Source organism: Streptomyces sp. NPDC002306, assembly GCF_053593435.1.
Genome location: NZ_JBSFCK010000016.1, coordinates 83,379 through 108,705, shown reverse-complemented (window position 1 = coordinate 108,705; position 25,327 = coordinate 83,379). Strand labels below are relative to the sequence as shown.

Genomic DNA, 25,327 nt, shown 5'->3' with positions numbered 1-25,327 from the left:
CCCCAGACACGCGCGAAGGCCCGGTCCCCTCGGGGAAAACCGGGCCTTCGGTGTCGTACGGCCAAGGTCTCTCGGTGCCGTACGACCAGGGACTAATCGAGGTAGTCGCGCAGCACCTGGGAACGCGACGGGTGACGCAGCTTGGACATCGTCTTGGACTCGATCTGACGAATCCGCTCGCGCGTGACGCCGTACACCTTGCCGATCTCGTCGAGGGTCTTCGGCTGACCGTCGGTGAGACCGAAGCGCATGGAGACGACGCCCGCCTCACGCTCGGACAGGGTGTCCAGGACGGAGTGCAGCTGCTCCTGCAGGAGCGTGAAGCTGACCGCGTCGGCCGGGACGACGGCCTCGGAGTCCTCGATGAGGTCACCGAACTCGCTGTCGCCGTCCTCGCCCAGCGGGGTGTGCAGCGAGATGGGCTCGCGGCCGTACTTCTGGACCTCGATGACCTTCTCGGGGGTCATGTCGAGTTCCTTGGCGAGCTCCTCCGGGGTGGGCTCGCGGCCCAGGTCCTGGAGCATCTGCCGCTGCACGCGCGCGAGCTTGTTGATGACCTCGACCATGTGCACCGGGATACGGATGGTGCGGGCCTGGTCGGCCATGGCGCGGGTGATCGCCTGACGGATCCACCAGGTGGCGTACGTGGAGAACTTGTAGCCCTTGGTGTAGTCGAACTTCTCGACCGCGCGGATCAGACCCAGGTTGCCTTCCTGGATGAGGTCCAGGAAGAGCATGCCGCGACCGGTGTAGCGCTTGGCCAGGGAGACCACCAGACGGAGGTTGGCCTCCAGCAGGTGGTTCTTGGCGCGGCGGCCGTCCTCGGCGATGATCTCCAGCTCGCGCTTGAGCTTCGGCGCCAGCTTGTCGGCGTTGGCCAGCTTGTCCTCGGCGAACAGACCCGCCTCGATGCGCTTGGCGAGCTCGACCTCCTGCTCGGCGTTGAGGAGGGGGACCTTGCCGATCTGCTTGAGGTAGTCCTTGACCGGGTCGGCGGTGGCACCAGCGGCCGCGACCTGCTGGGCGGGCGCGTCGTCCTCGTCGTCGTCGGACAGCACGAAGCCGGCGCTCTCGGTGCCCTCGGGCTCCTCGGCGCCGCCCTTGACCTCTTCGAGCGCCTCGTCCTCGACGAGCTCGCCGTCGTCCTTCTTGGCGCTGGTCTTCTTGGCCACCGTCTTCTTCGCGACGGCGGTCGTCTTCTTCGCCACGGCCTTCTTGGCGGTCGTCTTCTTGGCAGCGGCCTTCTTGGCGGTCGCGGCCTCGTCGGCGGAATCGGCGACGTCGGAATCGGCGGGGGTCGCAGGGGCAGCCGTCGAGGCGGTGGCCTTCCTGGTGGTCACCGTCTTCGCCGCGACCGTCTTGGTGGCGGTGCGCTTGACCGGACTCTTCGCTGCGACGCTCTTTCGGGTGCGCTTGGGCTCCGCGGCACTGACCATCAGCGTCACACCCTCTTCCTCGAGGATCTGGTTGAGGCTGCGCAGTACGTTCTTCCACTGAGTGGCCGGAATCTGGTCAGCTTCGAAGGCCCGACGCACGTCATCGCCGGCGATCTGCCCCTCAGCCTTTCCCCGCTCGATGAGCGCCATGACAGAGACGGACTCGGCGATCTCCGGCGGGAGCGTACGGGATGTGCTGGCCGACACGAACAACCTCTCGGAACGTTGGAAAACGGCTTCCGGCCCCGTCCACGGCGGACAGGAGCCGACCACCGGCCTGGGGATGGGCCGACGGTGCGGGCGGGGGCCGGGGAGATACACAGCGCCTTTAACGGCGTCCGTATTCCCTCCGCGGCAGTCACCTCTTAGGTCATCGCGTTGTTTCCACGAGCGTTACGCCCAATCTGCGTGGCCCGAGTCACACCCCGTAAGCGCTCAAAAAATGTCACACATGGACAAACTAGGTCACCCGTGGCTGACCTGGATCGCCGCGACGAACGTGCCGCCCCGTCGCACCGCCGGACCCCGCAGGAACCGGAGGCTCCTGCGGGGTCCGGCGGAGGACGGTACGCCGACCGGGCGATGTCGCGGGAGGGGCGAGACATCTCCGGCCGGGCCGACCGCGGAGCGCGGTCAGTGCTCGCGTGGGGCGGGCACCACACGCTCCACCTCGGGGTGGATGGTGAGCAGCTGACGCATGGCCGTCTCGGCCGCGGCGCCGTCGCCCGCGGCGAGGGCGTCGGCGATCCTGCCGTGGTGCGCGAGGGAGGCCTCGTTCGGCCGGTCACAGCCCGTGACCGGGCCGCCGGAGACCTGGAGGGCGGCGGACACGATCCCGGAGAGGTGCTCCAGCATGCGGTTGCCGGCGACCTGGATCAGCAGCGAATGGAACTCCGCGTCGGCGCGGGAGAAGGTGAGCGCGTCGCCCTGTCCCATCGCATGACCCATGATCTCGACCATGTCGGACAGCCGCTGCTGGATGTCCTCGCGCCCGTGTCCTGCGGCAAGGCGCGCGGCGAGCGGTTCGATCGTCCAGCGCAGCTCGCTCAGCTCGCGGCGCTGGTCGTCGCGCTGCGGTCCGAAGGCCCGCCACTCGATGATGTCCGGGTCGAGGAGGTTCCAGTCACTGACAGGGCGCACGCGCGTGCCCACGTTCGGGCGGGCGCTGACCAGGCCCTTGGCCTCCAGGACCCGGAGCGACTCACGGACGACGGTCCGGGAGACCTCGAAGCGCTGACCGATCTCCTCCGGAACCAGTGGGCGGTCCGCGCCCAGGTCACCGGAGACGATCATCTGCCCCAGTTGTTGAACAAGTTGGCCGTGCAGGCCGCGGCCGCGGTTGCCCGCGGCGCGTCGGCCCACACGCCCCAGTTCCGGGTCTGCGCTCTCCCACACGGGAGCTCCGACGCGGTCGGAGACGGAGGTCTCCGCGTAGGGGTAGCGGTCCAGTTCGCCCGGGCCGACGAGGCCGGAGTCTGCGGAGCGGGCGGCGGTCATCATGGTGTGCGCAAGGGTACTCACGGATCCTTTGTCGGCGTCGTCTCCAACTCCCTTGAGGTCTTTGGTGAAAAGCACACGAAAGGGTGATCGCTCACCCCGTCGCAATTGACGCCTTATCGGAAAGAAATGGGCTTTCTCCGGGGAGTTGTGCGCAGGCCGTACATCGAAGCGTGCGGACGGCCATCATCGGCCCTTGCTCCGCAGGGTCGTGAGCAGATACGCGCAGAGCAGCGCGGTGAGTGACAACGCCAGGGCACCACCGACGGGTTGACCGACGACCTGGACCGCACCCGCCAGATATCGCTCTCCGCCGAAGGGCCACTGCAACAGGAACACCTCGCGCAGCCGGCCGGGGAGGCCGGCCGCGCTCCGCACGGACGGTCCCTCCACGATCTTTTGTGCGAGCGGTACGACGACGACCGGAACGGCCAGCACCACCGCGAGCCCACCGGTCGTGGACCGGAAGACGCCTGCGGCGAGGACCCCGGCCCAGGCGCAGCCGACCACGAACCCGATCCAACTGACTCCCAGAGAGAACCAGTCGGCGGGAACCTGGGCGAGCTCCCGTCCGTATACGACATAGAGCACTTCGGCGTCGCAACCCACCGTGAGAACGGCCAGCATCAGCCCGGTGACGGCGGAGACGAGCAGTTTGGCGGCGAGCAGCCCGAGGCGGCGGGGCACGGTGCCACGGTCCACCGCGAGGGCGGGGTGGCGGAACTCGTCGCCGAACGCGAGCGCACCGAGCAGTCCGGCGCCGAGCGCCGCGGGCGGCAGGGGCAGCTCCCGGGGCCAGGCCGCCAGCAGCCGCGCCTGCGGGGTGTGGCCGACGCGGCCGAGGAGTACGGCGACGAGAGCCGAGGTGACGAGCACGGCGGCGGCCGTCAGGAACCCGGTGCCGATGCCGGCGGCGCGGCGGAGTTCGTAGCGAAGGGGGCGGAGCGGGCTGGGGGCCGATCGGACGGAGATCGGGGGCGGGAGAGCGGACAGGGTGTCGCGCGCGTCGGTCTCGAGCGGGCGAAGGGGGGTCAGCGTGACAGGCGCGTCCGGTGTGACGGGCGAGGTGTGACCGATGGGGCGCGTCGACGGATCGGCCTCGTCCACCGCGGGAGCCCTGGTGAGGACCGGCGATGTCCCGGCGGGATGCGGTCCGGCAGGATGCGGGCCGGCGGAAGAAGCCGGGGATGCCTCGGCGGGACCCGGCGTGGCGGGAGTCATCGTCTCCGCGTCGCCGGAGGCCGGGGTGGCGGGTTGTTCCGCCTGGGCCATGGCGTGGGGCTTCTCCCAGGTGATGGGGGCGGCCGGGGCGATCCCCGCACGGGGTCGCGGCGACGGGAAGGCGGACGGTACCGGCGAGTCGGCGGTGAGCTGTTGAACTCCGGCAGAGGACGGCTCGTCGACCGGGGGATGCAGCGTGTCGACGGGATGGACCGCGCCGGGCTCGCGCTGCCCCTCCGCGGCGGTGACGGCGGCGCCGGAAGGGACGGTGCCCATTTCCTCCGGAGAACCACCGGCCTCGGACTCCCGCTCGTCGAGTCCGTCACCGGTCGGCTCGGCCCCCGCCCCTGCGCCCATGTCACCGACTTCGTCGGCGAGTTTGTGTACGAGGATGCCGTGGCGGAACGCGGTCTCGCCGACGTCGGCACAGGTACTGCCGTAGACGGAGAGGCGGTTACCGCCGTCCTCGACCACCTCGACGGAGCGCCGGGCGGTACGGGCCTCCCTGCTGAGGAGAGCCGCTAGGCGAGCGGCATGCGGGCTGCGAACGGCCACGCGAGGGCGAAGCCGGGTACGGGCGAAGTCCGCGGCCTCCTGGTCGGCGACGACCCTGCCCTGCTCCAGCGTCACGATCCGGTCGGCGGTGCGGGCGGCCTCCTTGGGGTCGGCGGTCGTGAACAGGACCGTGCCGCCTTGGTCGGCGTGCGCGCGCAGCATCCCGTGCAGCCACCGGCTTTCGCGAGGGGAGAGACCTTCCGTGGGGCCGTCGAGTACGAGGGTGTGCGGGTCGGCGAGCAGAGCGCAGGCGAGGCCGAGACGGCGGTCCATGCCGCGCGAGAGGGTGCCGAGGCGTTCGTCGCGCAGGCTGACGAGGCCGACGACTTCGAGGACTTCGTCGGCCCTTCGTGCCGACACGCCCGCGGCGGCGCAGAGCATCCGCAGGTGTCCGCGGACCGTACGGGCCGGGTGCCCCGGAACGTCTCCGAGCAGCACACCCACCTCACGCGACGGGTGAGGGATGCGGTGCAGGGGGCGGCCTCTGAAGTAGGTGATGCCACGGCCTTGTTGGAGTTCGAGCATGAGTCTCAGTGCCGCGGTCCTGCCCGCACCCGCCGCTTCGAGCAGCGTGGTGACGCGGCCCGTGCGCGCCTCGAAGGAGACGTCCTCGACCGCGGGAGGAAGGTCCTTGCGGGAGTTGCTGGTCAGTCCGAAGGCCTGGATCACCTGAAGCAAGATAGCGCGCTATGTCCGTTTTGTTGGACATCGCGGGGCGCAGAGTGCCAGCGGACGACCGGTTGGCTCGCTCTCCTGCCCCGGCGGCTGCCGCCGGCTCGGTGTGAAGTGCGCTCGCCGGAGCCGAACTCAGACCTCGGGGCGGAGCATCGGGGGGTTGAGCAGTGTGGCGCCGCCGGCGTGGAAGAGCTGGGCCGGGCGACCGCCCTGACGGGTCGTGGTACCGCCGGTGGGAACCAGGAAGCCGGGCGTACCGGTCACCTTGCGGTGGAAGTTGCGCGGGTCGAGCGCCACGCCCCACACGGCTTCGTAGACACGGCGCAGCTCACCGACGGTGAACTCGGTGGGGCAGAACGCCGTGGCCAGCGACGAGTACTCGATCTTGGAGCGAGCGCGTTCCACCCCGTCGGACAGGATCTGGGCGTGGTCGAAGGCGAGCGGCGCGACCGGTTCGCCGTCCCGGCCGTGGCCGCCCTGTTCCAGCAACTCCTCCACGGGTGCCCACCGTGCGTTGCTGGCGTCTCCACCGGCCCGGGGAGCGGGCAGATCGGGGGCGAGCGCCAGGTGGGCCACGCTGACCACGCGCATCCGCGGGTCGCGCTGGGGATCGCCGTAGGTGGCGAGCTGTTCCAGATGAGCGCCGTTGTCCTGGGCGGGATCGTGGGCGCGCAGTCCGGTTTCCTCGGCGAGTTCGCGCGCCGCGGCCTGCGCCAGATCCTCGTCGGCCCGTACGAAACCGCCGGGAAGTGCCCACCGCCCCTGGAACGGCGCTTCCCCCCTCCGTACCGCCAGCGCGCACAGAGCATGGCGGCGCACGGTCAGCACGACCAGGTCCACGGTGACGGCGAAGGGCGGAAATGCTGACGGGTCGTAGGGCATGCGGCGATCATAGTCGTCTGCCTGACGATAAACACTCCCTTCGTCGGCCGCATCGATGACTGGTCCAGTCCGCTCGAAATGCGCCGAACGGCCCGTTCAGGGCGCCGGGCGTGCGGCGTACGGCGTGGCGTCCTGCGAGGTCACACTCCCAACTGGAGCCCGACAGCCGCCTCCTCCACCATGGCGAGGCCGAGTCTGCTGACCCGTACGGAGAAGGGTGCGCCCGCGACCCGCAGGCCCGTCAGAGCGATCTCGCCCAGGGGCGCGCTGCGCACAGGACGCAGCGTGACCGTGCCCGCCGGGGCGTCCGGGCGGATCCCGACGAGGGTGGTGAGCAGCAACACCCCGGCGGCCGCCGCGGTGGCGGCGGGACGGCAGGCCGCGGGATGCGGCACGGGAGCGCCCCCGTCGGTGCGCTGCTCGCCCGCGTACATCTCGGGCAAGCGGTGACCGAAGGCGTCGGCCGCCGCCATCACCCCGCGCAGCAGTGAGGTCGCCTCCTTCTCGTACCCCGCAGCGGTCAGACCGGCGACGGCGATCACTGTCTCCTGGACCCGCACAGCGCCGCCGCGGTGACCGAACGGGCTGTACCCCGCCTCCTTGACACCGAGCCCACGCAGTCCCCAGCCGGAGTCCATGGCGGGGGCTCCGAGCAAGCGGGCGAGTTGTTCCGTCCGCACCTTGTCGAGCAGCCCTGGCGCCAGTTCGCCCCCGCCCAGCAGACCTGTGTCGAGCAGGTGGACGACCGACGCGCCGAGGTGCGCGACGAGGCGTCCGTCCGCCGCGCGTGCGACCGCGGGGCGCCCGCCGCCGGGGTGCTCGACCCAGAAGTCCTGCCGAAACGCGTGCCGCAGTGTCCTCGCCCATTGCCGTAGCCCGTCACCACCGGGCCGCCCACAGGCGTCGAGCAGGTCGGCGCCGAGCACCGCCGCGCGGTGGGCGTGGGCCTGCGTCTCGCAGCGGGCGGGGACTCCGGTCTGCGGGTCGTACAGGTAGGTGCCGTCGCCCACCGTGGCCCGCAGCCAGGTCAGACAACGCTCGGCCGCCGGCAGCAGTTCCTCGACCTCGTGCGCGGGCAGCCCCCAGCGGCGGGCCTCGGCGAGCAGCACCGGGAACAGCAGTGTGGCCTCGGTGGCCGAGCAGGCCGGCGGCAGGCGTGGGCCCGCGTCCCGCAGCGGTCCGGGGATCATCCCGGACCGCACCCCGGGGTCCAGGAGTTGGGTGCGAGCGAGGGCGCGCAGCGTACCCGCCGCGAGTCGGGTGCCGAGCGGCAGCGCCATCCGCGCCGCGGCCAGTGCCTCGGCCGGAGCCAGGCCGCAGCGCCAGGGCACCCCGGCCGCGAGGTAGGTGTCGGACGGATGCGCCGGGTCGCGCAGCAGCAGCGCCTGGAGGTCCTCGACGCTCGTGCGCAGCAATGCCTGCACGCCCGGGTGGTCGCCGGTCGCGCGCGCGGCGGCGACCGGGCTCGTCGCCGCGCGGCCCACGGCTCGGACAGGTCCCGCGCCGTCCGGTCGGATCCGCAGTTCCAGGGTGGTGCTTCCGCCCGGAGGCAGTTCGATCTCCCAGCGCAACAGTCCCGCGGAGGCCAGCGCGTCGGCGGGTGGCGGGTCCGCGGTGACCGTCGACGTACCGGAGGCACAGGACCAGCGCAGGCCGGAGTCGTGCACGCTGGCGGACAGTTCGGGCCCCGGCTTACCGGACGCGATGGCCCCCAGGTCGGCCAGGTCCGTACCGAGAGCCACCTCGACCGGGAGACGCAGCGGGCGCTGAGCCGTGCTGTGCAAGGTGATCCGCTCCGTGCCGTCCGCGTGGCGGATCCGCTCGACGACGACGTCCGGATCCGGGCCCGCGCCCGGGGAGACACACAGGGTCCCGACGAAACGCGACTGGTCGGCCGCGGTCATCCGCGCCTGGACCGCGAGCGGTTCGCGGCCTGCCACCCGGACCTGACAGCGGGACAGAATGCGCCGACCCGCACGGTAGTAGCCCTCCAGTCCCTGGCCGGTCAACTGTGCCTGCTCGGTCGAGATCACGAGTCCGGGGAGGGCCACGCAGATCATCGCGGTGTGGGTGGGAGGGAGCTCCGCGGCACGTCGAGGAGCCGGGGGCGGAGAGGACGGTGGCTGGCCCGATGACTGGGACGTGGACCGTGCCTGGTTCGACGGAGACCATGACTGGCTCCTGGACCAAGACGGCTTCGCGCGGCCGGCGGGCAACGGGGGTGGGCCCGCGCTCGCGGGCCCGGGAGTTCGGTCTTGATCTGCGGGCGTGTGGGGATGGTTCTGGTCCTGGTTTGGGTTCTGGGTCGGCCCGGGGTTTTGGCTCGGCCCTGGGGTCTGGGTCCGGCCTGTGTTCGGGACCTGGTTTGAGTCCTGGACCTGATTTGGGTTCTGGCCCCGGTTTGCGTCTTGGTTCGCATTCGGGTTCGGGTTCGTCTGGGTGGACGTTCGGTCCTGCTCTGCACCGGACTCGTCTGCGGGCCGCGGACCCGTGTCTGCGCCCGCGCCCGGAAATAGGGGCGGAGTGGATCGCCCGGCGGCAAAGCGGTCGTCGTCGACTGAGGGCGGAGTGGACTGGTGCATAGGGTGTCTTCTTCTGCGCTCTGTGCGCCGCCGGCGTGGGCGGCGCCGGGCGGAGGGCTGGGGCGGAAGCTGGGCGCGGCAGCGCGCACCGTCCATGCGTTCCGCCACTCAGGTGAACGGAGGCGGGCTCCCTTGGGTCACGGGCGCCATGGGACAGCCCACCTAATGGCGGCGGTGCGGCGGTCCACCCTGCGGCGGCCCCGGGGCGCGGTCGGCTCCCCGCCCCGCCCCGACGCCGCCACCTGCACAAGGACGACGGCGACGACAACAGGCGCGTCCCAGCGGTCGCTCATGCGTCCATGGCGGTTCTGCCTGCCCTGAGCATGCCCCTTTGGTCATGCCTCCTTATCTGTGTCACCGCGCCCAAGGGTCGTGCCTCCCGTCCTGGTGCTTCGACACCGCGCAGCGCCCTTTCCCGCATTCCGTGGGCGCGTACTGCCCGTCGGAGCCGCGCCGTGGCGGCGCTCTTCTGTGGCATCGGCACCGCCACGCGTACGGCGTCGCCGGCGAGGGGGCGCTCCCGATGTGACCGGGGAACCGGGTGCGTGACTCGCGACGGCGCCGTCCGCGTCACCGGACGCCGCTTCAGTCACCTCACCGGACACCGCTTCAATCACCTCACTGACCACCGGCTCGGTCGCCTCACGTACCTCCGGCGCAGCCACGTCACGTGACACCGACTCGGCCGTATCGCTCGGTGCCAGGACGTCATAGTTCCCCGACGTCGAGGCGTCGTCGTCCACCGGTTCCCTTTCGACCATCGGCTCAGCCGCAGGACGGCCACGGTTCCCGCGTTCCGCGCGCTCGGTTCGCAGGCAGCGGCGCACCGACTCCGGGTCCAAGCCCTCGTTGCAGGCCTGGTGCAGGAGTCGAGCAAAGAGATAGCCCGGGTCGGCGCCCAACGCCATGGCCAGGGCCTCCCTCGCCTCCAGGTCGTCGCCGGTCGACCAGGCGACCCAACCCGCCAGTGTGAGGGGCGCGGCAGCGTGTTCGCCGTAGGACCCGACACAGCGGCGGGCCAGCGCGCGCCAGAGCCGGAGCGCCGGGACGGCCTCGTCGCCCTCCATCCACGCCGCCGCACAGTCGCGGGTCGTACGGTCCTGAAGGCCGAGAATCAGCGCCGCGGCCTCGTCGTGTCCCAGCAGTTCGTCGTCGCGGTCGTCGGCCATGAGCGTTCCGGAGACCGTGGACGCCTCGGCGTAGCGCCGCATGACCCTTTCGGCCAGCGTCAGGGTCTCGTCGGCCACACAGGCACGGCTCGTGTCGTCCAGGATCCTGGGGACCAGGTTCCTGCTGGCGCCGTCCAGGGCGGCCTCCTGATCGAGCGCGGCCTCCGTCTCCCAGGGCAGCAGCCTGGCTCGCAGTTCTCGCAGCGTGCCGCGCACCTGAACGCCGGCATAGGTGGCCGCGGCAGCCAGCACCGAGGTGCCGGGCAGGCCCATCGCGACGCCTTCGGCCGGACAACACGCCTCGCCTGTGCAGCAGTACGACCAGAAGCGACCGTCCGAGATGCACAGCGCTTCGATGACCGGCACGTCGAGGAGACCGCATTCGACACGGATGCGCTGGGCGAGGGGCTGAAGCCGTTCCATGACCTGCCGGCCGGACTCGCCCTTCCCCGGCTCCTGACAGAGGTAGGCGACCATCTGCTCGGGCCTGGCGCCCCTGCGCTCGCTGCCCGTCACCAGTCCCTGCGCCAACTGCCGGGCCGCGGAGGCCCAGTCGTCGGAGCCGGCCGGAATTCCGAGCCGCGCCCGGCCGCCGAACCGACCCCGGCCGCCCTTGTCGTGCAGAGCGACCAGGACGATGCTGTCCTCGGGGCGGTACCCGAGCAGATAGGGCAGTGCGTCGGCCAGTTCGGCCGGGGTGCGCAGGGTGACCTGGTGCGTGGCTGTCGGGCCCTCGAATGCGGCATGTCCCATTTCCGCGTCTCGCGCCATGTCGCCGCTTTCGAACGATCCAGTCGTTTCGCCGTGATTCGTCATGCGCTGACGATCTCGCGAATCCCGAGATCCCGTTTTGCCCTGTGGATAACTTCCACCAGGGACACGTCATGACGATCGGTCGAGTGCCGGACCATGGGCGGAGGAGCGCGCGACCGTGACCCGTCAAGAACGGGGCCGTGACCGGTCGAGAACGGGGGCTATGACCGGCGGAGAACGGGGACCGAGACCGGTGGAGCGCTCGACTGTGATCGATGGAGCCCAAAACCCTCAGCCGGGACCCTCAGCCCGCCGTGGCAAGGACCAACGGCAGTACGCCCGCGCCACCTGCCTGACGGAGCAGGCGGGCGGCGACCGCGAGGGTCCAGCCGGAGTCCGTGTAATCGTCCACCAGCAACACAGGGCCGGGAGCAGCGGCCAGGGCGCCGGCGAGTTCCTCCGAAACGGCGAAGGCGCCGGACAGCACCCTGAGACGCTGGGCGGAATTGCTTCGACGCGGCGCGTGCGCGCCGCTCGGTCCGGTGTGCGTCAGGGTTCCGAGGAAGGGGAGACGGCCGACGGTGGCGATGCCCTGGGCCAGGGAGCCGACCAGTTGCGGGCGGGTCAGGGACGGAACGGCGACGACTCCCACCGGTCGGGCGGAGGCGTCCGGAACATTCGGCGCCCAGCCACCGGCCGAGCGAGCCCAATCCGCGAGCACCGCCACCGCGGCCTGAAGAACATCGTCCGGGACCGGCGCATCGGGCGCGTTCTCGGCCAGCAGGGGGCGCAGACGGTTGCCCCAGCCGATGTCCGAGAGACGCCCCAGGGCCCGCCCGGTGGAACTCTGCTCCTTGGCCGGGATACGCCCCTTGAGGTCGATGCCCAGTGCGGCCATCCCCGTGGGCCACATGCGGCGCGGTTCGACCTCCACACCCGGGCGGTCCAGTTCCTTCGTCGCGCCCGTCAGCATCTCCGCCGAAACGGAGGGATCGGCCCAGACGCCCGCGCAGTTGTCACACCGGCCGCACGCGGTCGCCCCTTCGTCGTCCAGTTGCCGACGCAGGAACTCCATCCGACACCCGGACGTGCTCACGTAGTCACGCATGGCCTGCTGCTCGGCCGCACGCTGTCTGGCGACCCAGGCGTAGCGCTCGGCATCGTAGGTCCACTCCCGGCCGGTGGAGGTCCAGCCGCCCTTCACCCGCTTGACGGCCCCGTCGACGTCGAGCACCTTGAGCATGGTCTCCAGTCGGGTACGCCGGAGCTCCACGACCGCTTCCAGCGCCGGCAGGGACAGCGGCCGTCCCGCGTCGGCGAGGGCCGAAAGCGTCTGGCGAACCTGGGCCTCGGGCGGAAACGCGGTATCGGCGAAGTAGCGCCAGATCGCCTCGTCCTCCTTGCCCGGCAGCAGCAGCACATCGGCGTGCTCCACACCGCGGCCGGCGCGGCCGACCTGCTGGTAGTAGGCGATCGGCGAGGACGGCGAGCCGAGATGGATCACGAAGCCCAGATCCGGTTTGTCGAATCCCATGCCGAGCGCGGAAGTGGCGACCAGCGCCTTGACCCGGTTCTCCTGGAGGTCGACCTCAGCCTGCAGCCGGTCGGCGTTCTCCGTCTTGCCCGTGTAGGGGGCGACGTTGAAACCGCGTTGCCGCAGGAAGGCGGTGGCTTCCTCGGCCGCGGCCACGGTGAGGGTGTAGATGATCCCGGAGCCCGGGAGTTCGTCGAGGTGCTGAGCGAGCCAGCCCAGGCGGTGGGCCGCGTCCGGCAGCTGCACCACGCCCAGGCGCAGGCTTTCCCTCTCCAGCGGGCCGCGCAGCACCAACGCCTCACCGGCCCCCGTGCCGAGCTGCTCGGCCACATCCGCGGTGACTCGGGCGTTGGCGGTCGCGGTGGTCGCCAGCACCGGCACACCTGGTGAGAGCTCGGCGAGCATCGCCCGCAGCCTGCGGTAGTCGGGGCGGAAATCGTGTCCCCAGTCGGAGATGCAGTGCGCCTCATCGACCACGAGGAGACCGGTCGTTGACGCGAGCTTGGGCAGTACCTGCTCGCGGAAATCAACAGAATTGAGGCGTTCCGGACTTACGAGGAGGACGTCCGTCTCGCCGCGCTCGACCTCCCCGTAGATGGTGTCCCATTCCTCCGGGTTGGCCGAGTTGATGGTGCGCGCCTGGATGCCGGCCCGCGCCGCCGAATCGACCTGGTTGCGCATCAGCGCCAGCAGCGGCGAGATGATCACCGTAGGGCCGGATCCGCGCCGCCGCAGCAGCGCGGTGGCGACGAAGTAGACCGCCGACTTGCCCCAGCCGGTGCGCTGCACCACCAGTGCGCGGCGTCGATCCTCCACCAGCGCGGCGACTGCTTGCCACTGGTCGTCCCTCAGCCGCGCCGAACCCCCTGGGTCACCGACGAGCTCAGCGAGGATTGCGTCGGCTTCAGCGCGGAGCTCCAGGTTGTCCATACCCCCATGCAACCCGATCGCAAGGACAATGGGCCAGCTCACCCAGCGTGACCACCGGTCGGCGCGGCGGCACGTCCGAGCGGCGGGCGATGCGCGAGCGCACGCAGGCGTGGGCCGTATGTGAGTACATGCGGGGTGCGGGGGCCGCGTAGGAGCTGCGCAAGTACGCGCGGGACGACAGGTAGGCCATGCGCGAGCGCGCGCGGCACGACGGTTAAGCCATAAGCGACTACGCCCAGGACGAGGTGGGCGATCCAGGAGGAAGCGCGCCACAAGAACCCGCGGATGGCGCACCTCCGGCGCCGGCGCCGGACGACGAGGACGCCGAGCCCTGTGACCGGCGTGACAACTGCGCAGGTGTGAAATTCACCGTGGGCGACGGATTCCCGCCGCCCAGCAGGTTGCTTCCCGGCGGGGCGTGGGGTGACTGTCGGACAATGGCGGACCGCCCCACAGCGCTCGGTGGGTGCCGTGACCGCTGACAGAGTCGAGCACGTCAGGGCGCTCGGCCGTAGGGCCGACCCTGCCGCCCAGCCTCGCCGCGGACCTCGTCGACCGTCCTACTACTCCCCCGCCGCCCTTACCCGAGAAGGAGAGGCGAGCCCTCACGGCCGCATCACCGCACTCGTTCGAGTCCTGTACGCCTCACCGCCCGATCAGGGTCGGACGCGTCACACGCTGGCGTCTCTCGTATCATGGGGTGAAACACGGGGTAGGGATATAAGCCACACAGCATCACATACGGGTCGGTGGCCCCAATTGCTCGTTGCCGCATCCCAGTTCGACAGGAAGAATTGAAGTCCGCTCCCCGCACGGCTCGTCCGTGATCAGGTAGGGCTCTGCTGCGGTGTGCGTTCCCCCGAATCCGACCCGCCCGCAGTGTGGGCGCGTAGCCGAAGGGAGGACCGTGACCTTCGGATTCGCTCCGTCCTCGGCGGCATCGTTGTCGACATCCACGTCCGCCGCGTCCGCCAGCCGTCTGCTCGAACCCGCGGAGTGGGCCGCCGCCGGGATTCCGCTGCTGCGCAACCCCCGAGAGGTCGTCAGTGGCCTCCATTCCCGGCACCGCCCCAAGTCGGAGACCGCGATCGTGGCGGTGCTCGACCCCGACGAACGCGTGCGGGCCAGTGCCTCGTTCACTCGTCGTTCGACTCCGGCCGACGGCTGGATGCTCCGCAACGCGCTGCTCGCCCAGTTGCGCAAGGTGATCCCGCACGACCTGCGGCGCCGCACCCCGGTACGCACCGCCGTACTGCTCTACTGCCGTGAGGGCGACGCGCGCTGGACGGAAGAGGACGGCGCGTGGATGTGGGGGCTGCGCGACGCCTGCACGCTGCACGGACTGCGCTGCGGGGCGTACATCACGCTGACGCACGACGGCTGGCAGGTCCTCGGCGAGGGCCGCGGCGGCCGTCGCCCCCATACCGACTCGGCGCCCGAGCCTTTCGGTCTGTCCGAGGCGCCGCCACTGCTGCCGCGCACCGGTGGCGCCGCGTCGGAGGTCCTGCTCCGCGCCGCCGCCCGCTGAACCAAGACCGATAGGCGGAGCTTCACCCCCAGCGTGGCGGACACGTGCGTACGCCACGCAGGGCCTGCCTGCGGGGCGCACGGCCGGGCATGTCACGGAGCCAGAGCCCCGTCGAGCCCCGTCGGTGGCAGTGCCTGGCATCAGGCTGCCGCAGCGACGTGCCATGACGCAGCCGACTGTGGATTAACACGCCCCGGACCGGCGGCCGAGCACCGACCCACGCGAGCCGGCCGTCCAGTGAGGACACGCGCCTCACGCCAGGAAGCCGGGCCGGGCGGAGGCGCATGCCCACAGCGTGCGCCCACTACACCCACAGCTGTCCGGGCATACGAAAACGCCCACCGTGCGAGTGCCGCCACGACGGCACCTCCGTCGCTCTCGGCCTACACCGAGACCGGCGGATACGGCTCAGACGCCCTCGCTCAGCACCGCGTTGATCTGCTGAGGGTCACCGCAGACGATCAACAGGGCACCGGCCTTGGCATGAGCCGACGACAGGGCGGCAGCGGCAGCGGCGCCGGGGCCGGCGTTGACGGCCACGACGACCACGGGACGCGATCCCGCGCGCGCCGCGATGGCGGCGTCGGCGTAGAACACGTCGTCGCGTGCGTCCTGCTGCGCCCAGTACGAAGCTTCACCGAAGGACAGCTCGTGCGCGGCCCAGGGGTGCGGATCGCCGGTGGTGATCACAAGAATCTCACCGGGAAGACGGCCCGAGTCCAGGAGCAGGTCCACGGCCTCGTCCGCGGCTTCGAGCGCACCCTCGACCGTGGCCGGGATCAGCTGGAGCTGCGGAGCCGCCGCGACAGAAGGGGCAGGGGCAGGGGTGACAGGACCCGACGGTTCGGGCTTGGACCCGGCCGCGTCGCGCGGAGTACGTTGCACCGGCGGCGCGGGCCGGAGAGGTCCGGGACGGCCGGGGCGCGATGGAGCCGCGGGGCGGGGGCCGGGTACGGGGCGGGGGGTCGGCGCGGTACGGCTGCTGGCCGGAGTGGCGCGGGGACCCTGGACACTCTCGTGAATCTGAGGCTCCTCGGGAATGAGAGGCATGAGCTGTTATTTATCAAACATTGGTGCGGCTCGCGCCAGCGGGTGACACATCAGTGCGAGCGGAGTCGTCAGAAGTCGAAGCCGAGCTGACCCTCGATCTCCGGACCGCGTCCGTCCGCCCAGATGCGGGCCTTCTTGAGATGCCGCCACTGGGGCAGCGCATCAAGATACGCCCAGGACAACCGGTGGTAGGGGGTGGGTCCCCGTTCCTCCAGTGCGGCCTTGTGCACGGGCGACGGATACCCGGCGTTGTCCGCGAAACCGAAGTCTGCATGGTCGATACCCAGTTCGGCCATCATTTTGTCGCGCTGAACCTTGGCGATGACCGAAGCAGCAGCGACCGCCACGCACGACCGGTCACCCTTGATGACCGTGCGGACTTTCCAGGGAGCACCGAGGTAGTCGTGCTTCCCGTCCAGGATCACCGCGTCGGGACGGACCGGAAGGGCATCGAGGGCACGACCCGCCGCGAGGCGTAGTGCCGCTGTCATGCCCAGGTTGTCGATCTCCTCCGGAGAGGAGTGCCCCAAGGCGTACGACATCACCCACGTCCTGAGTTCCAGGGCGAGTTCGTTGCGTCGTTTGACGGTGAGCAGCTTCGAGTCGGTAAGCCCTTGCGGAGCCCGGCGCAGTCCGGTGACCGCCGCGCAGACGGTGACGGGACCGGCCCACGCACCGCGCCCCACTTCGTCGACACCGGCAATGACCTTCGCTCCGGTCGTGGCGCGGAGGGAGCGCTCGACGGTGTGGGTAGGTGGTTCGTACGGCATGGCGCCCTTAGCCTACGCCGCCCCGATCCCTGCGCGACACCCTGGTTCGCTCGGGCTCCCGCACCGGCGCCGCGGCCCGCCCTCAGTCGTTGTGCGGACGTAGCAACGGCACCATCAACTGGTCGATCATCTCCTCGATGTCCCGGTCGGCCCATTCGCTCGCGCACATCTTCGAGCGATACATCATCATGGCCGGAATGGCATCGAGGACGTATCCGTTCACCCCGTCCGGCCGCACCTCGCCTCGCTCGATTCCGTGCTCGATGACCTCCCTCAGGAGCTTTATGGTCGGCTCGACGACTCCGCCGACGATCACCGCATGGAAGCGCTCAGCCTGGGCGTGATCGCATTCGTGAATCACCGAACGCAGTGCGAAACCGGGGCGCGAGAACATCGCGTCGCGCGCTTGTGTACACAGCGCGACCAGGTCCGAGCGCACGCTTCCCAGGTCGGGAGCCGCGTCCAGGCGTGGCAGCCCGGCCTGTAGCGCGTCCGCGACCAGGTCCTCCTTCGACGGCCAGCGTCGGTAGACCGCGGCTTTCCCCGTCTGGGCGCCGGCGGCGACGCCTTCCATCGTGAGGCCGTTCCAGCCGACCGTGCCGAGCTGCTCCAGCGCGGCATCGAGGATCGCGCGTTCGAGCACGGCACCGCGCCGGCGGAGGGAGGCCGACCGAGCGGGGGCGGCTGTCCAGCGCGAAGTATCCATCTGAGCGTCTCCAACGAGCAGGGGAAGCGGGTGTTCCGGGGACGGGGCACGAGCCGCACGGCAGCGAAGGGGGACAGGCCGGGCGACAAAGCGTTAAGTGAACGCTTGCGTTCACTACTGGGGACTCACTACCGTTGACGCGACAGTGAACGCGAGCGTTCACTAAGGCACTTGTGGGGGACCCATAGTGACAACCTCTCAGTTGGTTCAGAACCAGAAGCCAGGAGCGGCTCGCCGGGAGGGGCATCCCGGCATAGCGCTCACCGTCATCGCGGCCTGCCAACTCATGGTGGTACTCGACGCGACGATTGTGAACATCGCTCTCCCGCACATTCAAGACGCGCTCAAGTTCAGCACGACCGATCTCACCTGGGTGGTCAGCGCCTACACGCTCACCTTCGGCGGTCTGCTGCTGCTGGGCGCCCGGGCGGGTGACATCCTGGGTCGCCGCCGGGTGTTCATGTCCGGCATCCTGCTCTTCACCTTCGCCTCGCTGCTGGGCGGACTCGCCCAAGAGCCCTGGCAGTTGCTCGCGGCACGCGCTCTCCAGGGCGTGGGTGGCGCGATCGCGTCGCCCACCTCGCTGGCGCTCATCACCACCACCTTCCCGGAGGGACCGGAACGCAACCGGGCCTTCGGCGTCTTCGCCGCGGTGTCCGCGGGCGGCGGAGCCATCGGCCTGCTCGCGGGCGGCATGCTCACCGAATGGCTCGACTGGCGGTGGGTGCTCTTCGTCAACGTGCCGATCGGTGTGCTGATCGCCGTGCTGACCCCGCTGTACATCAGCGAGTCGGAACGACACCCGGGACGCTTCGACATCGCGGGGGCGTTGACCTCGACGGTGGGAATGGCATCCCTGGTGTACGGCTTCATCCGGGCGGCCGAGGAGGGCTGGCGGGACGGTCTCGCCCGTGGCTCCTTCGGGGTCGCGGTGGTCCTGCTGCTGGCCTTCGTGTTCGTCGAGAGGCGGGCGAAGGAACCGATCACCCCGCTGAGGATGTTCACCGACCGCAACCGTTCCGGCACCTACGTGATCATGCTGAGCCTGGCCGCGGCGATGTTCGGCATGTTCTTCTACATCGTGCTGTTCGTGCAGAACGTACTGGACTACAGCCCGATCAAGGCAGGCGTCGCCTTCCTTCCCGTGACGTTCGCGATCGCGCTCGGCGCGGGTCTGTCGCAACGCTTCCTGCCCGTTCTCGGCCCCAAGCCGTTCCTGCTCACCGGCTCCGCCCTGGTGGCGATCGGACTGGCCTGGCAGACCCTCATCAGTCCCGACAGCACCTACGTGGGCGGCATCCTGGGCCCGATGCTGGTGTTCGCCTTCGGGATGGGCCTGAACTTCGTCACGGTGACGGTCACCGCGGTCTCCGGGGTCGCCCAGCACGAGGCGGGCGCGGCGTCGGGACTGCTCAACGCCACACAGCAGGTGGGCGGTTCGCTCGGTCTGTCCATCCTGACGACCGTGTTCGGCACGGCCAGCAAGAACGAGGCGGAGAAGCAACTGCCGAAGTTCCTGGCCGACGGTTCCGCCGAACAGAAGGCGGAGTTCGCGAAGACGCACCAACTGCCCGCCCCCTGGGGCCACGACGTGCTCGCCCAGGGCATCTCCACCGCCTTCATCCCGGCAGCCGCCATGGCCCTGCTCGCCCTGGTGACCGCGGGGCTGGTGATCCGGGTCCGCAAGAGCGACCTGGAGGCACTGGCGGGAACGGCCGGCCCCACGGCCGGCTGATCCCGTCGGGCCCGCACGGTGCCACGGGTGACCGGACCACGTCCGAGAGGATGGCGGCAGAGCCGTCGGTCCGGTCACCCATACCGTCGCGTACACGGCAACCGCGAGCATCACGAACACCAGCCACATCCCCGCCTCCCCCGCACCGCTCCCCTGCCACTTGCCTGTGCGCCCCCATACGTCGCACCGGATGTCAGAAGAACGAGCGGACGGTCACGCAGAGTTCCCATCAGACACGGAGAGTTCCGACAGTCGCGGAGAGTTCACATCCGGTGTGCGGTCCACCTCGAAGCGGGCAGGACACGAGCCGGGCAACCCTGCAATGAGCCTCTCGAACCGCGCACTGACCAGGACCGACGCGCACCGTGACGCCGAGAGCCACGGACCGACGTTGCGCGCACCGTGAAACCGGCGCCTCTGTCGGGCCGTCGCACACCGTTGCGCCCATCAAATCCGACGGACCGTGTCAGACGGACGTCGGAACCCAGCCGGGCACCGCCTCCGTCTGCTCCAGCCAGCCCGACGGCGGGGCCCCCGCCTTCCCCGAGGCCAGCACCCCGCCCACGATGGCGCAGGTCGTGTCCACGTCCCCGCCGACCTGTGCGGTAGTCCAGAAGGCCCGTTCGTAGTCGCCCAGCGCTCGCGCGGCCGACCAGATGGCGAACGGCACGGTGTCATGGGCGGTCGTACGCCGCCCGGAGCCCAGCACGGCCGCGACCGTGGCCGCGTCGTCGTAGTCCAGCATGTCCCGGGCGCGCCGCAGGCCCGCGCCGACGGCGCTCCTGGGCACGAGCGCGATGACGCCGTCGAGGAGTGCCTCGGGGCTGGGCGGCCCGGCGGGGGCGCCGGCCAGCGCGGCAGCCGCGGCGACGGCCATGGCGCCGACGACGGCCTCACGGTGCTGGTGCGTCGGGTAGGCGGAGATCTCCGCCTGGTGGGTCGCCTGCTCGGGATCGTCCGCGTAGTAGGCGCCCAGAGGTGCGATCCGCATCGCGGCGCCGTTGCCCCACGATCCCTGCCCGTTGAAGAGCGCGGCAGCCAGTTCGCGCCAGTCGCCGCCTTCCCGGACCAGGCGCAGCAGTCGGTTGACCGCCGGCCCGTACCCGCGGTCGAAGTCGTGGCGTTCGGCGAAGGAGAGCGCCAGGGCGTCCTGGTCGATGCGGTGGTGCGCGGCCAGGACGGTGACGACGGAGCAGGCCATCTCCGTGTCGTCGGTCCACTGCCAGGGGCCGGGCGGCAGCTCGCGCTGCTTGAGCAGCGGATAGTTCACCGGCACGAAGAACTGCGATCCCAGCGCGTCCCCCACCGCCAGTCCGCGCAGGCTTGCCAGGGCGCGGTCCAGGCGCCCGTCGTGTGAGGAATCAGCGGTCATCGCTCTGCCACTCTATCCGGTGATCCCGTACGGTTCCGGATCTCGCCAACGGTCGAACGGCCGGTCAAGCGTGTATTTGCCGTCGTCCCCCAGAACGAGCATCCGCATCTCCGCGTTCCCCGGGTTCGACAGCGACTCGAAATCCGCGACCGTCCAGTGGAACCAGCGCATGCAGAACAGGCGCATGGCCAGGCCGTGGGTCACCAGCAGCACGTTCGGCGGATGGTCGGGGTCCTCGAAACTACGGAAGAGGCTTTCCAGGAAGCCGCCGACCCGGTCGTACACGTCGGCGCCGGACTCTCCCTGAGGGAAGCGGAAGAAAAAGTGCCCGTAAGCGTCCCGGTAGGCCTTCTGCAGACGTACGTCGTCGTGGTCCTGCCAGTTTCCCCAGTCCTGCTCGCGCAGCCGGGGCTCCTCGCGCACCCGTATGAGCTCGGGGTCCAGGTGGAACGCACGGAACGTCTCGTGGGTACGGCGGTACGGGGAGACGTACACACTGACAGGTTCGCGGCCGAACACCTCGCGCACCCGTTTGCCGGTCTCCTCGGCCTGTCGCCACCCCCGTTCCGTCAGGGCCAGGGCGTGGTCGGGCTCACGCTCGTAGACGGTGTCATCAACATTGCCCGTTGACTCGCCGTGCCGGACAAGGACGATGCGCCGTGGTCGTGCCATGCCAAGACCCTAGATCTAGTGACGGCCGATCGAAGACTCCTACGGCCTCCATACGGCGTAGGTCACACAGATACCGCTCAGGGGCCGCACAAGGGCACATGATCGACCGTACGGGAGATCACACCGTCCAGCTCGGTTCCATCTCCACGATGTCCCCGGTCAGGGCGGCGACATCCGCCTCCAGCTGGGCCCGCAGGGCGAGACGCTCCACCCGCTCGGTGCGGTACTTGCCGTGCTCGGCTTGCGAGCGCCACATGGAGAGCACCAGGAACTCCTGGCCCGGCGCCTCGCCGAAAAGCCCACGGACCATCCCGGGCGAGCCGGCCATGGCGGGATTCCAGACCTTCTCCTGCATGAGGGTGAAGTGCTCGGCGCGCTCCTCATGAACGCGGCACAGGGCCACCCTGATGAGGTCGGCGTCCGTGAAACGCGGTTCGAAGCCGGTCTTCACGTCGAAGCGGTGGTCGAACAGCTTGACCTGGGAATCCTTGAACGTGCCGGCCTGGGCCGTCGCGAGCCGATCGTGGGAGCGGGCCATGAAGGAGTCGTAGAAGGCACGGCTCTCCCAGAAGGCGAAGACATGCGCCACCGAGGGCCGCCCCCTGCTCCAGCCTCCGCCCTGTCCCCGGAATCCCGGCTCTCCCAGTAGCCCCGCCCACTTTCGCTGCCCCCGCTCGAAGCCGCGGCGGTCCACCACGGTGCAGCGAATCCACTTGACCAGCACCGCGCCATCGTACGGCCCTGAGCGTGGCACCCGTCACTGTCCGGCCGAGAGCAGCCACGCGATCACCACGCGCGCGTGGCAGGATGGGCAACCGGCCCCGGCGAATGGGCAGTTCGGTCCGAGGGCTTCGGTGACACGGGGAAGGGGAGTCCGGTGAGCGGCCTCAACAAGAGCATCCGGAAGGTCGAAGTCGCGCTGAAGTGGGACCCGAGCGCGCCAGGGGAGGCGCCCACCGACCTGGACATCGTCGCCGCGACGTATGTCACGGGCGATCCCCATGGCGCCCCTGCCTACGTCGTCTACTTCGACAGCCGCTCCCCCGACGGCACGATCTACCTCAACCGGGACAGCAAGGACGGCAAGGGTTTCGGCTGGGACGAGGTCATGACCCTGGAGCTCGACCGGCTCGACGCGCGGTACGCGCGCGTGGTGGTCGGCGTCGTCATCCAGCAGCGTTCCGCCGAGCGCACGTTCGTGGGCGTGCTCAACCCGGGGATGCGCATACGGGAGGGCTACTCGGTCCTGGCCGAGGACGACTTCGGCACCGTCCTCGGCGCTACGGCGGCCACGGTCGCGGAGTTCGTCCGCGACTCCTCCGGAGAGTGGACCTTCCACCCCGGTGTCGAGGGCTTCGACGACGATCCCACGACCTTCACCAGGACCATGGGCCGCGCGTAGCGGTCGGCCCCTCATCCAGTCCAGGGGGCGACGATCGCGAGGGTCTCCGCCAAGGCCTCCAACACCTGTTCCCGGTGGGTCAGCGGGTGGGGCGGCTCGTCGGTGTTGCGGGTGCGCACACCGCGGTGGGCCGCGACGTAGAGCATGCGCAGCGTGCGTACGGCGTTGGAGGCCCAAGCGGGCACCGGTCCCGGCTCGCCCGCGCGAAGGGCCTCGGTGATCGGTTCCAGCCACGCCACGGACTGCGCCACGGTGAGGTCTGGATGGCTCAGGATCCGGGCGAGCGCGTAGGCGATGCGGTCGTCCTCCAGAGCGTCGAAGAGGTGGTCGGTGGGTGCCAGCAGGCGCTCGGCCGCCAATCCGGCCAGTGGCAGGGGGTCCTGACCGGGACACCGGGACAGGGCCGCCAGGAGGTCGGCACCGTGTGCGGCGGCGTGGAGCCAGCCGAGTGCGGGGTCGTATCCGCGCAGGTCCCGCTCCGCCGGATACCAGTCGGCGAAGGGACGCCACCAGGTCTCGCGCCAGTCGCCCGCCTCGACGATCCGCGCCAGGATCAGCGGGGCGAAGGTGCGGGCCTGTGGCTCGGGATCGGTGAAGTACACGGCCATCCGGCCGCCGAGGTCGTGTCGTTCCCCCGAGTCGAGGGCTGGTATCCAGCGGACGGCCGTGACGTAGGCCCAGTCGTCGCGCACCGCGGGGTCGGGTGAGCGGAGTGAGGTGACGAGGTCGTCCAGGGCAGCGGCACGGGGCGCTCCCGAGAGCTTGCCGATATCACCGTCGTACAACTGCGTCATGTCCATGATCGGAGGCTAAGGGATACGCCTCCGGTTCGTGCCCGGAGGCGAAAGGCGGGGCCGACGGGAAGAGAGTCGCCGCCACGAGTCGGGAAAGAGGCCCGCCAGATGGTCGGGGCCTCTCCTCCTCAGGGACTACGCGTCAGTCCCCCTTCGCGCGTCCGAGTCACTGCGCGTCGTTGCTTCGCGGCTCAGCTGGACCTGCTCGGCTCCGCTGACCGCGCGCGGCCGCAGTGTCCCTGAAGGAGGTGCTGTGGTCGGGGTCCGGTCGTCGTGTGCGACGGGCTGTCGCACACGCGCGTGCAGCCTGATGTCGGCGACCCCTGCACGAAGGCCCTGACCGCACTTGCGCGAGCGATGTCGATAAAGCTCCAGAGTCCCTGGTCCTCGCGGCCCTACTTCCGCGCGGAACGATCCGGGGTCTTGATGTGCGGGGTCGCGAGTGTGACCAGGCGGTGCATCACGGCGACAGGAATGGCGGGGTTACGGACGGCGGTCTCAGCACTGTGCGGGTCGAGCAGGCGCGTCAGCAACTCTGACGTCGGCAGTACGGGGTTGATCCACGCACGCCAACGCACACCCTGATCGGAATCAGCGGCCAGCCTGACCGCTGCTGCTGAAGCAAGCCGATGGTCCGCGGCGGCGGCCCTGCGGACAATCGGGTCGGGATCCAGGCCGAGCCGTTCGACATGCACCGCAGTGGAGACTGGGTCGTCGAGCGAAAGGGCACGCAAGAGCGGGTTCGGGTCCGTCGCGAAGCGCAGCAGGCCGTCGCGGGGGAAGTTCGGGTGGGAGCGCGGTCGGCCGGGGAACGAAAGGCTGCCGTCCCACCACTCCGCCACCTCCAACAGCGTCTCAGCTGGGGCATCGTCGCAGGACTCGGCCAGGAAGAGACGCACGACGCGGTCCTGGTCGCGGGCGAGGAGCGAAACGACATCCGCCGGCAGACGCGGCGCCCTGGCGACGCTGCGACGGATCAGCAGCTTGGGCGACCTCGCGAGTTGACGCATGGCTGCGTCATTGGCGTGCAGGGCACCGATCCACCAGAGGGCCATCGTGGAGCTCTGAGGATCTATGTCGGGAACCTGAGCGGCCATCGCCGCGATCTCGTCGGCGGTGGTGGGCGGTTCGGCGTCGGGGCGGGGCGCGCGTCCGACGCCTCGGCCGCCGCGTGACAGCCGCCGTGCCTCCAGGCGTTCCTCGGCGAGTTCCACTAGCTGCTCGCGAAGATCCGGCTCAGGGGTGGCAGCGATGAGCCGTTCCCACTGATCCGGCGACAGGCGACAGATCTCTGCCGCGTCGGCGCGGACCTGGCGATTCGGGTGGATGACCGCGGCATCTACGACGCCGTCGGACAGGTCCTCGCGGTACAGAAGGGCGGTCTCGCCGACATCCAGGAGCCTGAGGAGCACCTCCGCCGGTGCCGCGCGGTTCAAGCCGAGCCCGGACAACCAGGAAAGACCGGCTCGACGGTCGACTCCAGCGGCTGAGGGCAGTCCGTCCCAGGCAGAGCAGGGCACGGCGGGTATCTCTGTCATCGGCTGAAGACTATGACCCGGCCGGGGTGTTCAGCGCACGACGTTGCGGAAGACGACTACGGCGCCGTGGCCGCCCTGGAGCGTCCGGCGGAACGCCGGCCACGCCTGCTCGTCCAAGAGCACCGGACAGCGCGTCGGCATCAGCGCCGTCATCGCCGAACCACTCGGGCGCGGGGCCCGGCCCGCCGGTGCTGAACCGACAACCTGGTCGGCGACGCGGGTAGCGGTGATCGGAAGAGAGCTGATCCTGTGCAGTTCGTGGGTGGTTGTGTTCGCGAGGTTGTGCCGGTGCTGGCCCGTAGCCAGGGCAAGCGAGAGGAGAGCGTGGTCGCGGTCGGCGCCGAGGTGGGCCTGCCGACAGCCGTTGAGGTCGACGCGAAGGGCTGCACGCACCCATCCAGTGCCATGACGTCTCCCGAAGCAGTGTGTCCCCTCGAAGCATTTGAGCTTCGAGGGGACACACTGTCTGGTCACATTGGCGTCAGTCGGTGCTTCGCCTGATGGTCACTCCGACGGGCGGCAAGGG

At 70.2% G+C, this 25,327-nt stretch carries 19 protein-coding genes; 3 read left to right on the top strand and 16 right to left on the bottom strand.

Going from position 1 to position 25,327, the window contains the following annotated elements:
- Window positions 1-92: 92 nt before the first annotated feature.
- The 7 genes from ACWCQK_RS27270 to ACWCQK_RS27240 all read right to left on the bottom strand — a co-directional run bounded on the left by ACWCQK_RS27270 (window position 93) and on the right by ACWCQK_RS27240 (window position 13,234).
- The gene (locus tag ACWCQK_RS27270; RefSeq protein WP_451159240.1) at window positions 93-1,643 is read right to left on the bottom strand and encodes an RNA polymerase sigma factor; all 1,551 of its coding nucleotides are present in this window, start codon (window positions 1,641-1,643) and stop codon (window positions 93-95) included.
- A gap of 426 nt (window positions 1,644-2,069) precedes the next feature.
- Window positions 2,070-2,957, bottom strand: coding sequence for a FadR/GntR family transcriptional regulator (locus ACWCQK_RS27265; protein ID WP_451159238.1), 888 nt, complete (start codon window positions 2,955-2,957; stop codon window positions 2,070-2,072).
- Between the two features lie 162 nt (window positions 2,958-3,119).
- A complete protein-coding gene (locus tag ACWCQK_RS27260; RefSeq protein ID WP_451159236.1) occupies window positions 3,120-5,378 on the bottom strand; it encodes an ATP-binding cassette domain-containing protein in 2,259 nt (752 codons plus the stop codon).
- Between the two features lie 138 nt (window positions 5,379-5,516).
- Window positions 5,517-6,266, bottom strand: coding sequence for an NUDIX hydrolase (locus tag ACWCQK_RS27255; protein ID WP_451159234.1), 750 nt, complete (start codon window positions 6,264-6,266; stop codon window positions 5,517-5,519).
- Between the two features lie 140 nt (window positions 6,267-6,406).
- A complete protein-coding gene (locus tag ACWCQK_RS27250; RefSeq protein ID WP_451159232.1) occupies window positions 6,407-8,326 on the bottom strand; it encodes a glycogen debranching N-terminal domain-containing protein in 1,920 nt (639 codons plus the stop codon).
- An 857-nt stretch (window positions 8,327-9,183) separates the two neighbouring features.
- Entirely contained in the window at window positions 9,184-10,833 is a 1,650-nt protein-coding gene (locus ACWCQK_RS27245; protein ID WP_451159230.1) for a DUF4192 domain-containing protein, read from the bottom strand.
- Window positions 10,834-11,074: 241 nt separating this feature from the next.
- Window positions 11,075-13,234 carry a RecQ family ATP-dependent DNA helicase gene (locus tag ACWCQK_RS27240; protein WP_451159228.1) on the bottom strand — a complete coding sequence of 720 codons (2,160 nt, stop codon included), beginning with the start codon at window positions 13,232-13,234 and terminating at the stop codon, window positions 11,075-11,077.
- A 907-nt stretch (window positions 13,235-14,141) separates the two neighbouring features.
- Here ACWCQK_RS27240 and ACWCQK_RS27235 point away from each other — a divergent pair.
- Window positions 14,142-14,762, top strand: a complete 621-nt coding sequence (locus ACWCQK_RS27235) for a hypothetical protein (protein WP_451159226.1) — start codon at window positions 14,142-14,144, stop codon at window positions 14,760-14,762.
- Between the two features lie 408 nt (window positions 14,763-15,170).
- Here the strand turns inward: ACWCQK_RS27235 and ACWCQK_RS27230 are convergent, their stop codons facing one another.
- The 3 genes from ACWCQK_RS27230 to ACWCQK_RS27220 form a co-directional block, all read right to left on the bottom strand.
- Complete coding sequence (locus tag ACWCQK_RS27230; protein ID WP_451159224.1) at window positions 15,171-15,812, bottom strand: hypothetical protein; 642 nt, start codon at window positions 15,810-15,812, stop codon at window positions 15,171-15,173.
- Window positions 15,813-15,880: 68 nt separating this feature from the next.
- Window positions 15,881-16,582 carry a ribonuclease HII gene (locus tag ACWCQK_RS27225; protein WP_451159222.1) on the bottom strand — a complete coding sequence of 234 codons (702 nt, stop codon included), beginning with the start codon at window positions 16,580-16,582 and terminating at the stop codon, window positions 15,881-15,883.
- Window positions 16,583-16,664: 82 nt separating this feature from the next.
- Entirely contained in the window at window positions 16,665-17,288 is a 624-nt protein-coding gene (locus tag ACWCQK_RS27220) for a TetR/AcrR family transcriptional regulator (protein WP_451159220.1), read from the bottom strand.
- A gap of 187 nt (window positions 17,289-17,475) precedes the next feature.
- Here ACWCQK_RS27220 and ACWCQK_RS27215 point away from each other — a divergent pair, with 187 nt between their 5' ends.
- Window positions 17,476-19,023 carry an MFS transporter gene (locus ACWCQK_RS27215; protein WP_451159218.1) on the top strand — a complete coding sequence of 516 codons (1,548 nt, stop codon included), beginning with the start codon at window positions 17,476-17,478 and terminating at the stop codon, window positions 19,021-19,023.
- Between the two features lie 466 nt (window positions 19,024-19,489).
- Here the strand turns inward: ACWCQK_RS27215 and ACWCQK_RS27210 are convergent, their stop codons facing one another.
- The 3 genes from ACWCQK_RS27210 to ACWCQK_RS27200 form a co-directional block, all read right to left on the bottom strand.
- On the bottom strand, window positions 19,490-20,395 hold the full coding sequence (locus tag ACWCQK_RS27210; RefSeq protein WP_451159216.1) for an ADP-ribosylglycohydrolase family protein: 906 nt from the start codon (window positions 20,393-20,395) through the stop codon (window positions 19,490-19,492).
- 12 nt (window positions 20,396-20,407) lie between these two features.
- Window positions 20,408-21,067, bottom strand: a complete 660-nt coding sequence (locus tag ACWCQK_RS27205; RefSeq protein ID WP_451159214.1) for a histidine phosphatase family protein — start codon at window positions 21,065-21,067, stop codon at window positions 20,408-20,410.
- Window positions 21,068-21,185: 118 nt separating this feature from the next.
- Complete coding sequence (locus ACWCQK_RS27200; protein ID WP_451159212.1) at window positions 21,186-21,791, bottom strand: YdbC family protein; 606 nt, start codon at window positions 21,789-21,791, stop codon at window positions 21,186-21,188.
- A 153-nt stretch (window positions 21,792-21,944) separates the two neighbouring features.
- Here ACWCQK_RS27200 and ACWCQK_RS27195 point away from each other — a divergent pair, with 153 nt between their 5' ends.
- Window positions 21,945-22,469 (top strand): TerD family protein, encoded by a 525-nt coding sequence (locus ACWCQK_RS27195; protein ID WP_451159210.1) that lies wholly within the window; start codon window positions 21,945-21,947, stop codon window positions 22,467-22,469.
- A gap of 11 nt (window positions 22,470-22,480) precedes the next feature.
- On the opposite strand, the gene ACWCQK_RS27190 is transcribed toward ACWCQK_RS27195, so the two are convergent.
- The 3 genes from ACWCQK_RS27190 to ACWCQK_RS27180 all read right to left on the bottom strand — a co-directional run bounded on the left by ACWCQK_RS27190 (window position 22,481) and on the right by ACWCQK_RS27180 (window position 25,194).
- Window positions 22,481-23,269, bottom strand: a complete 789-nt coding sequence (locus tag ACWCQK_RS27190; protein WP_451159208.1) for a DUF2785 domain-containing protein — start codon at window positions 23,267-23,269, stop codon at window positions 22,481-22,483.
- A gap of 389 nt (window positions 23,270-23,658) precedes the next feature.
- The gene (locus ACWCQK_RS27185; RefSeq protein ID WP_451159206.1) at window positions 23,659-24,801 is read right to left on the bottom strand and encodes a hypothetical protein; all 1,143 of its coding nucleotides are present in this window, start codon (window positions 24,799-24,801) and stop codon (window positions 23,659-23,661) included.
- A gap of 30 nt (window positions 24,802-24,831) precedes the next feature.
- A complete protein-coding gene (locus tag ACWCQK_RS27180; RefSeq protein WP_451159204.1) occupies window positions 24,832-25,194 on the bottom strand; it encodes a hypothetical protein in 363 nt (120 codons plus the stop codon).
- Window positions 25,195-25,327: the final 133 nt, after the last annotated feature.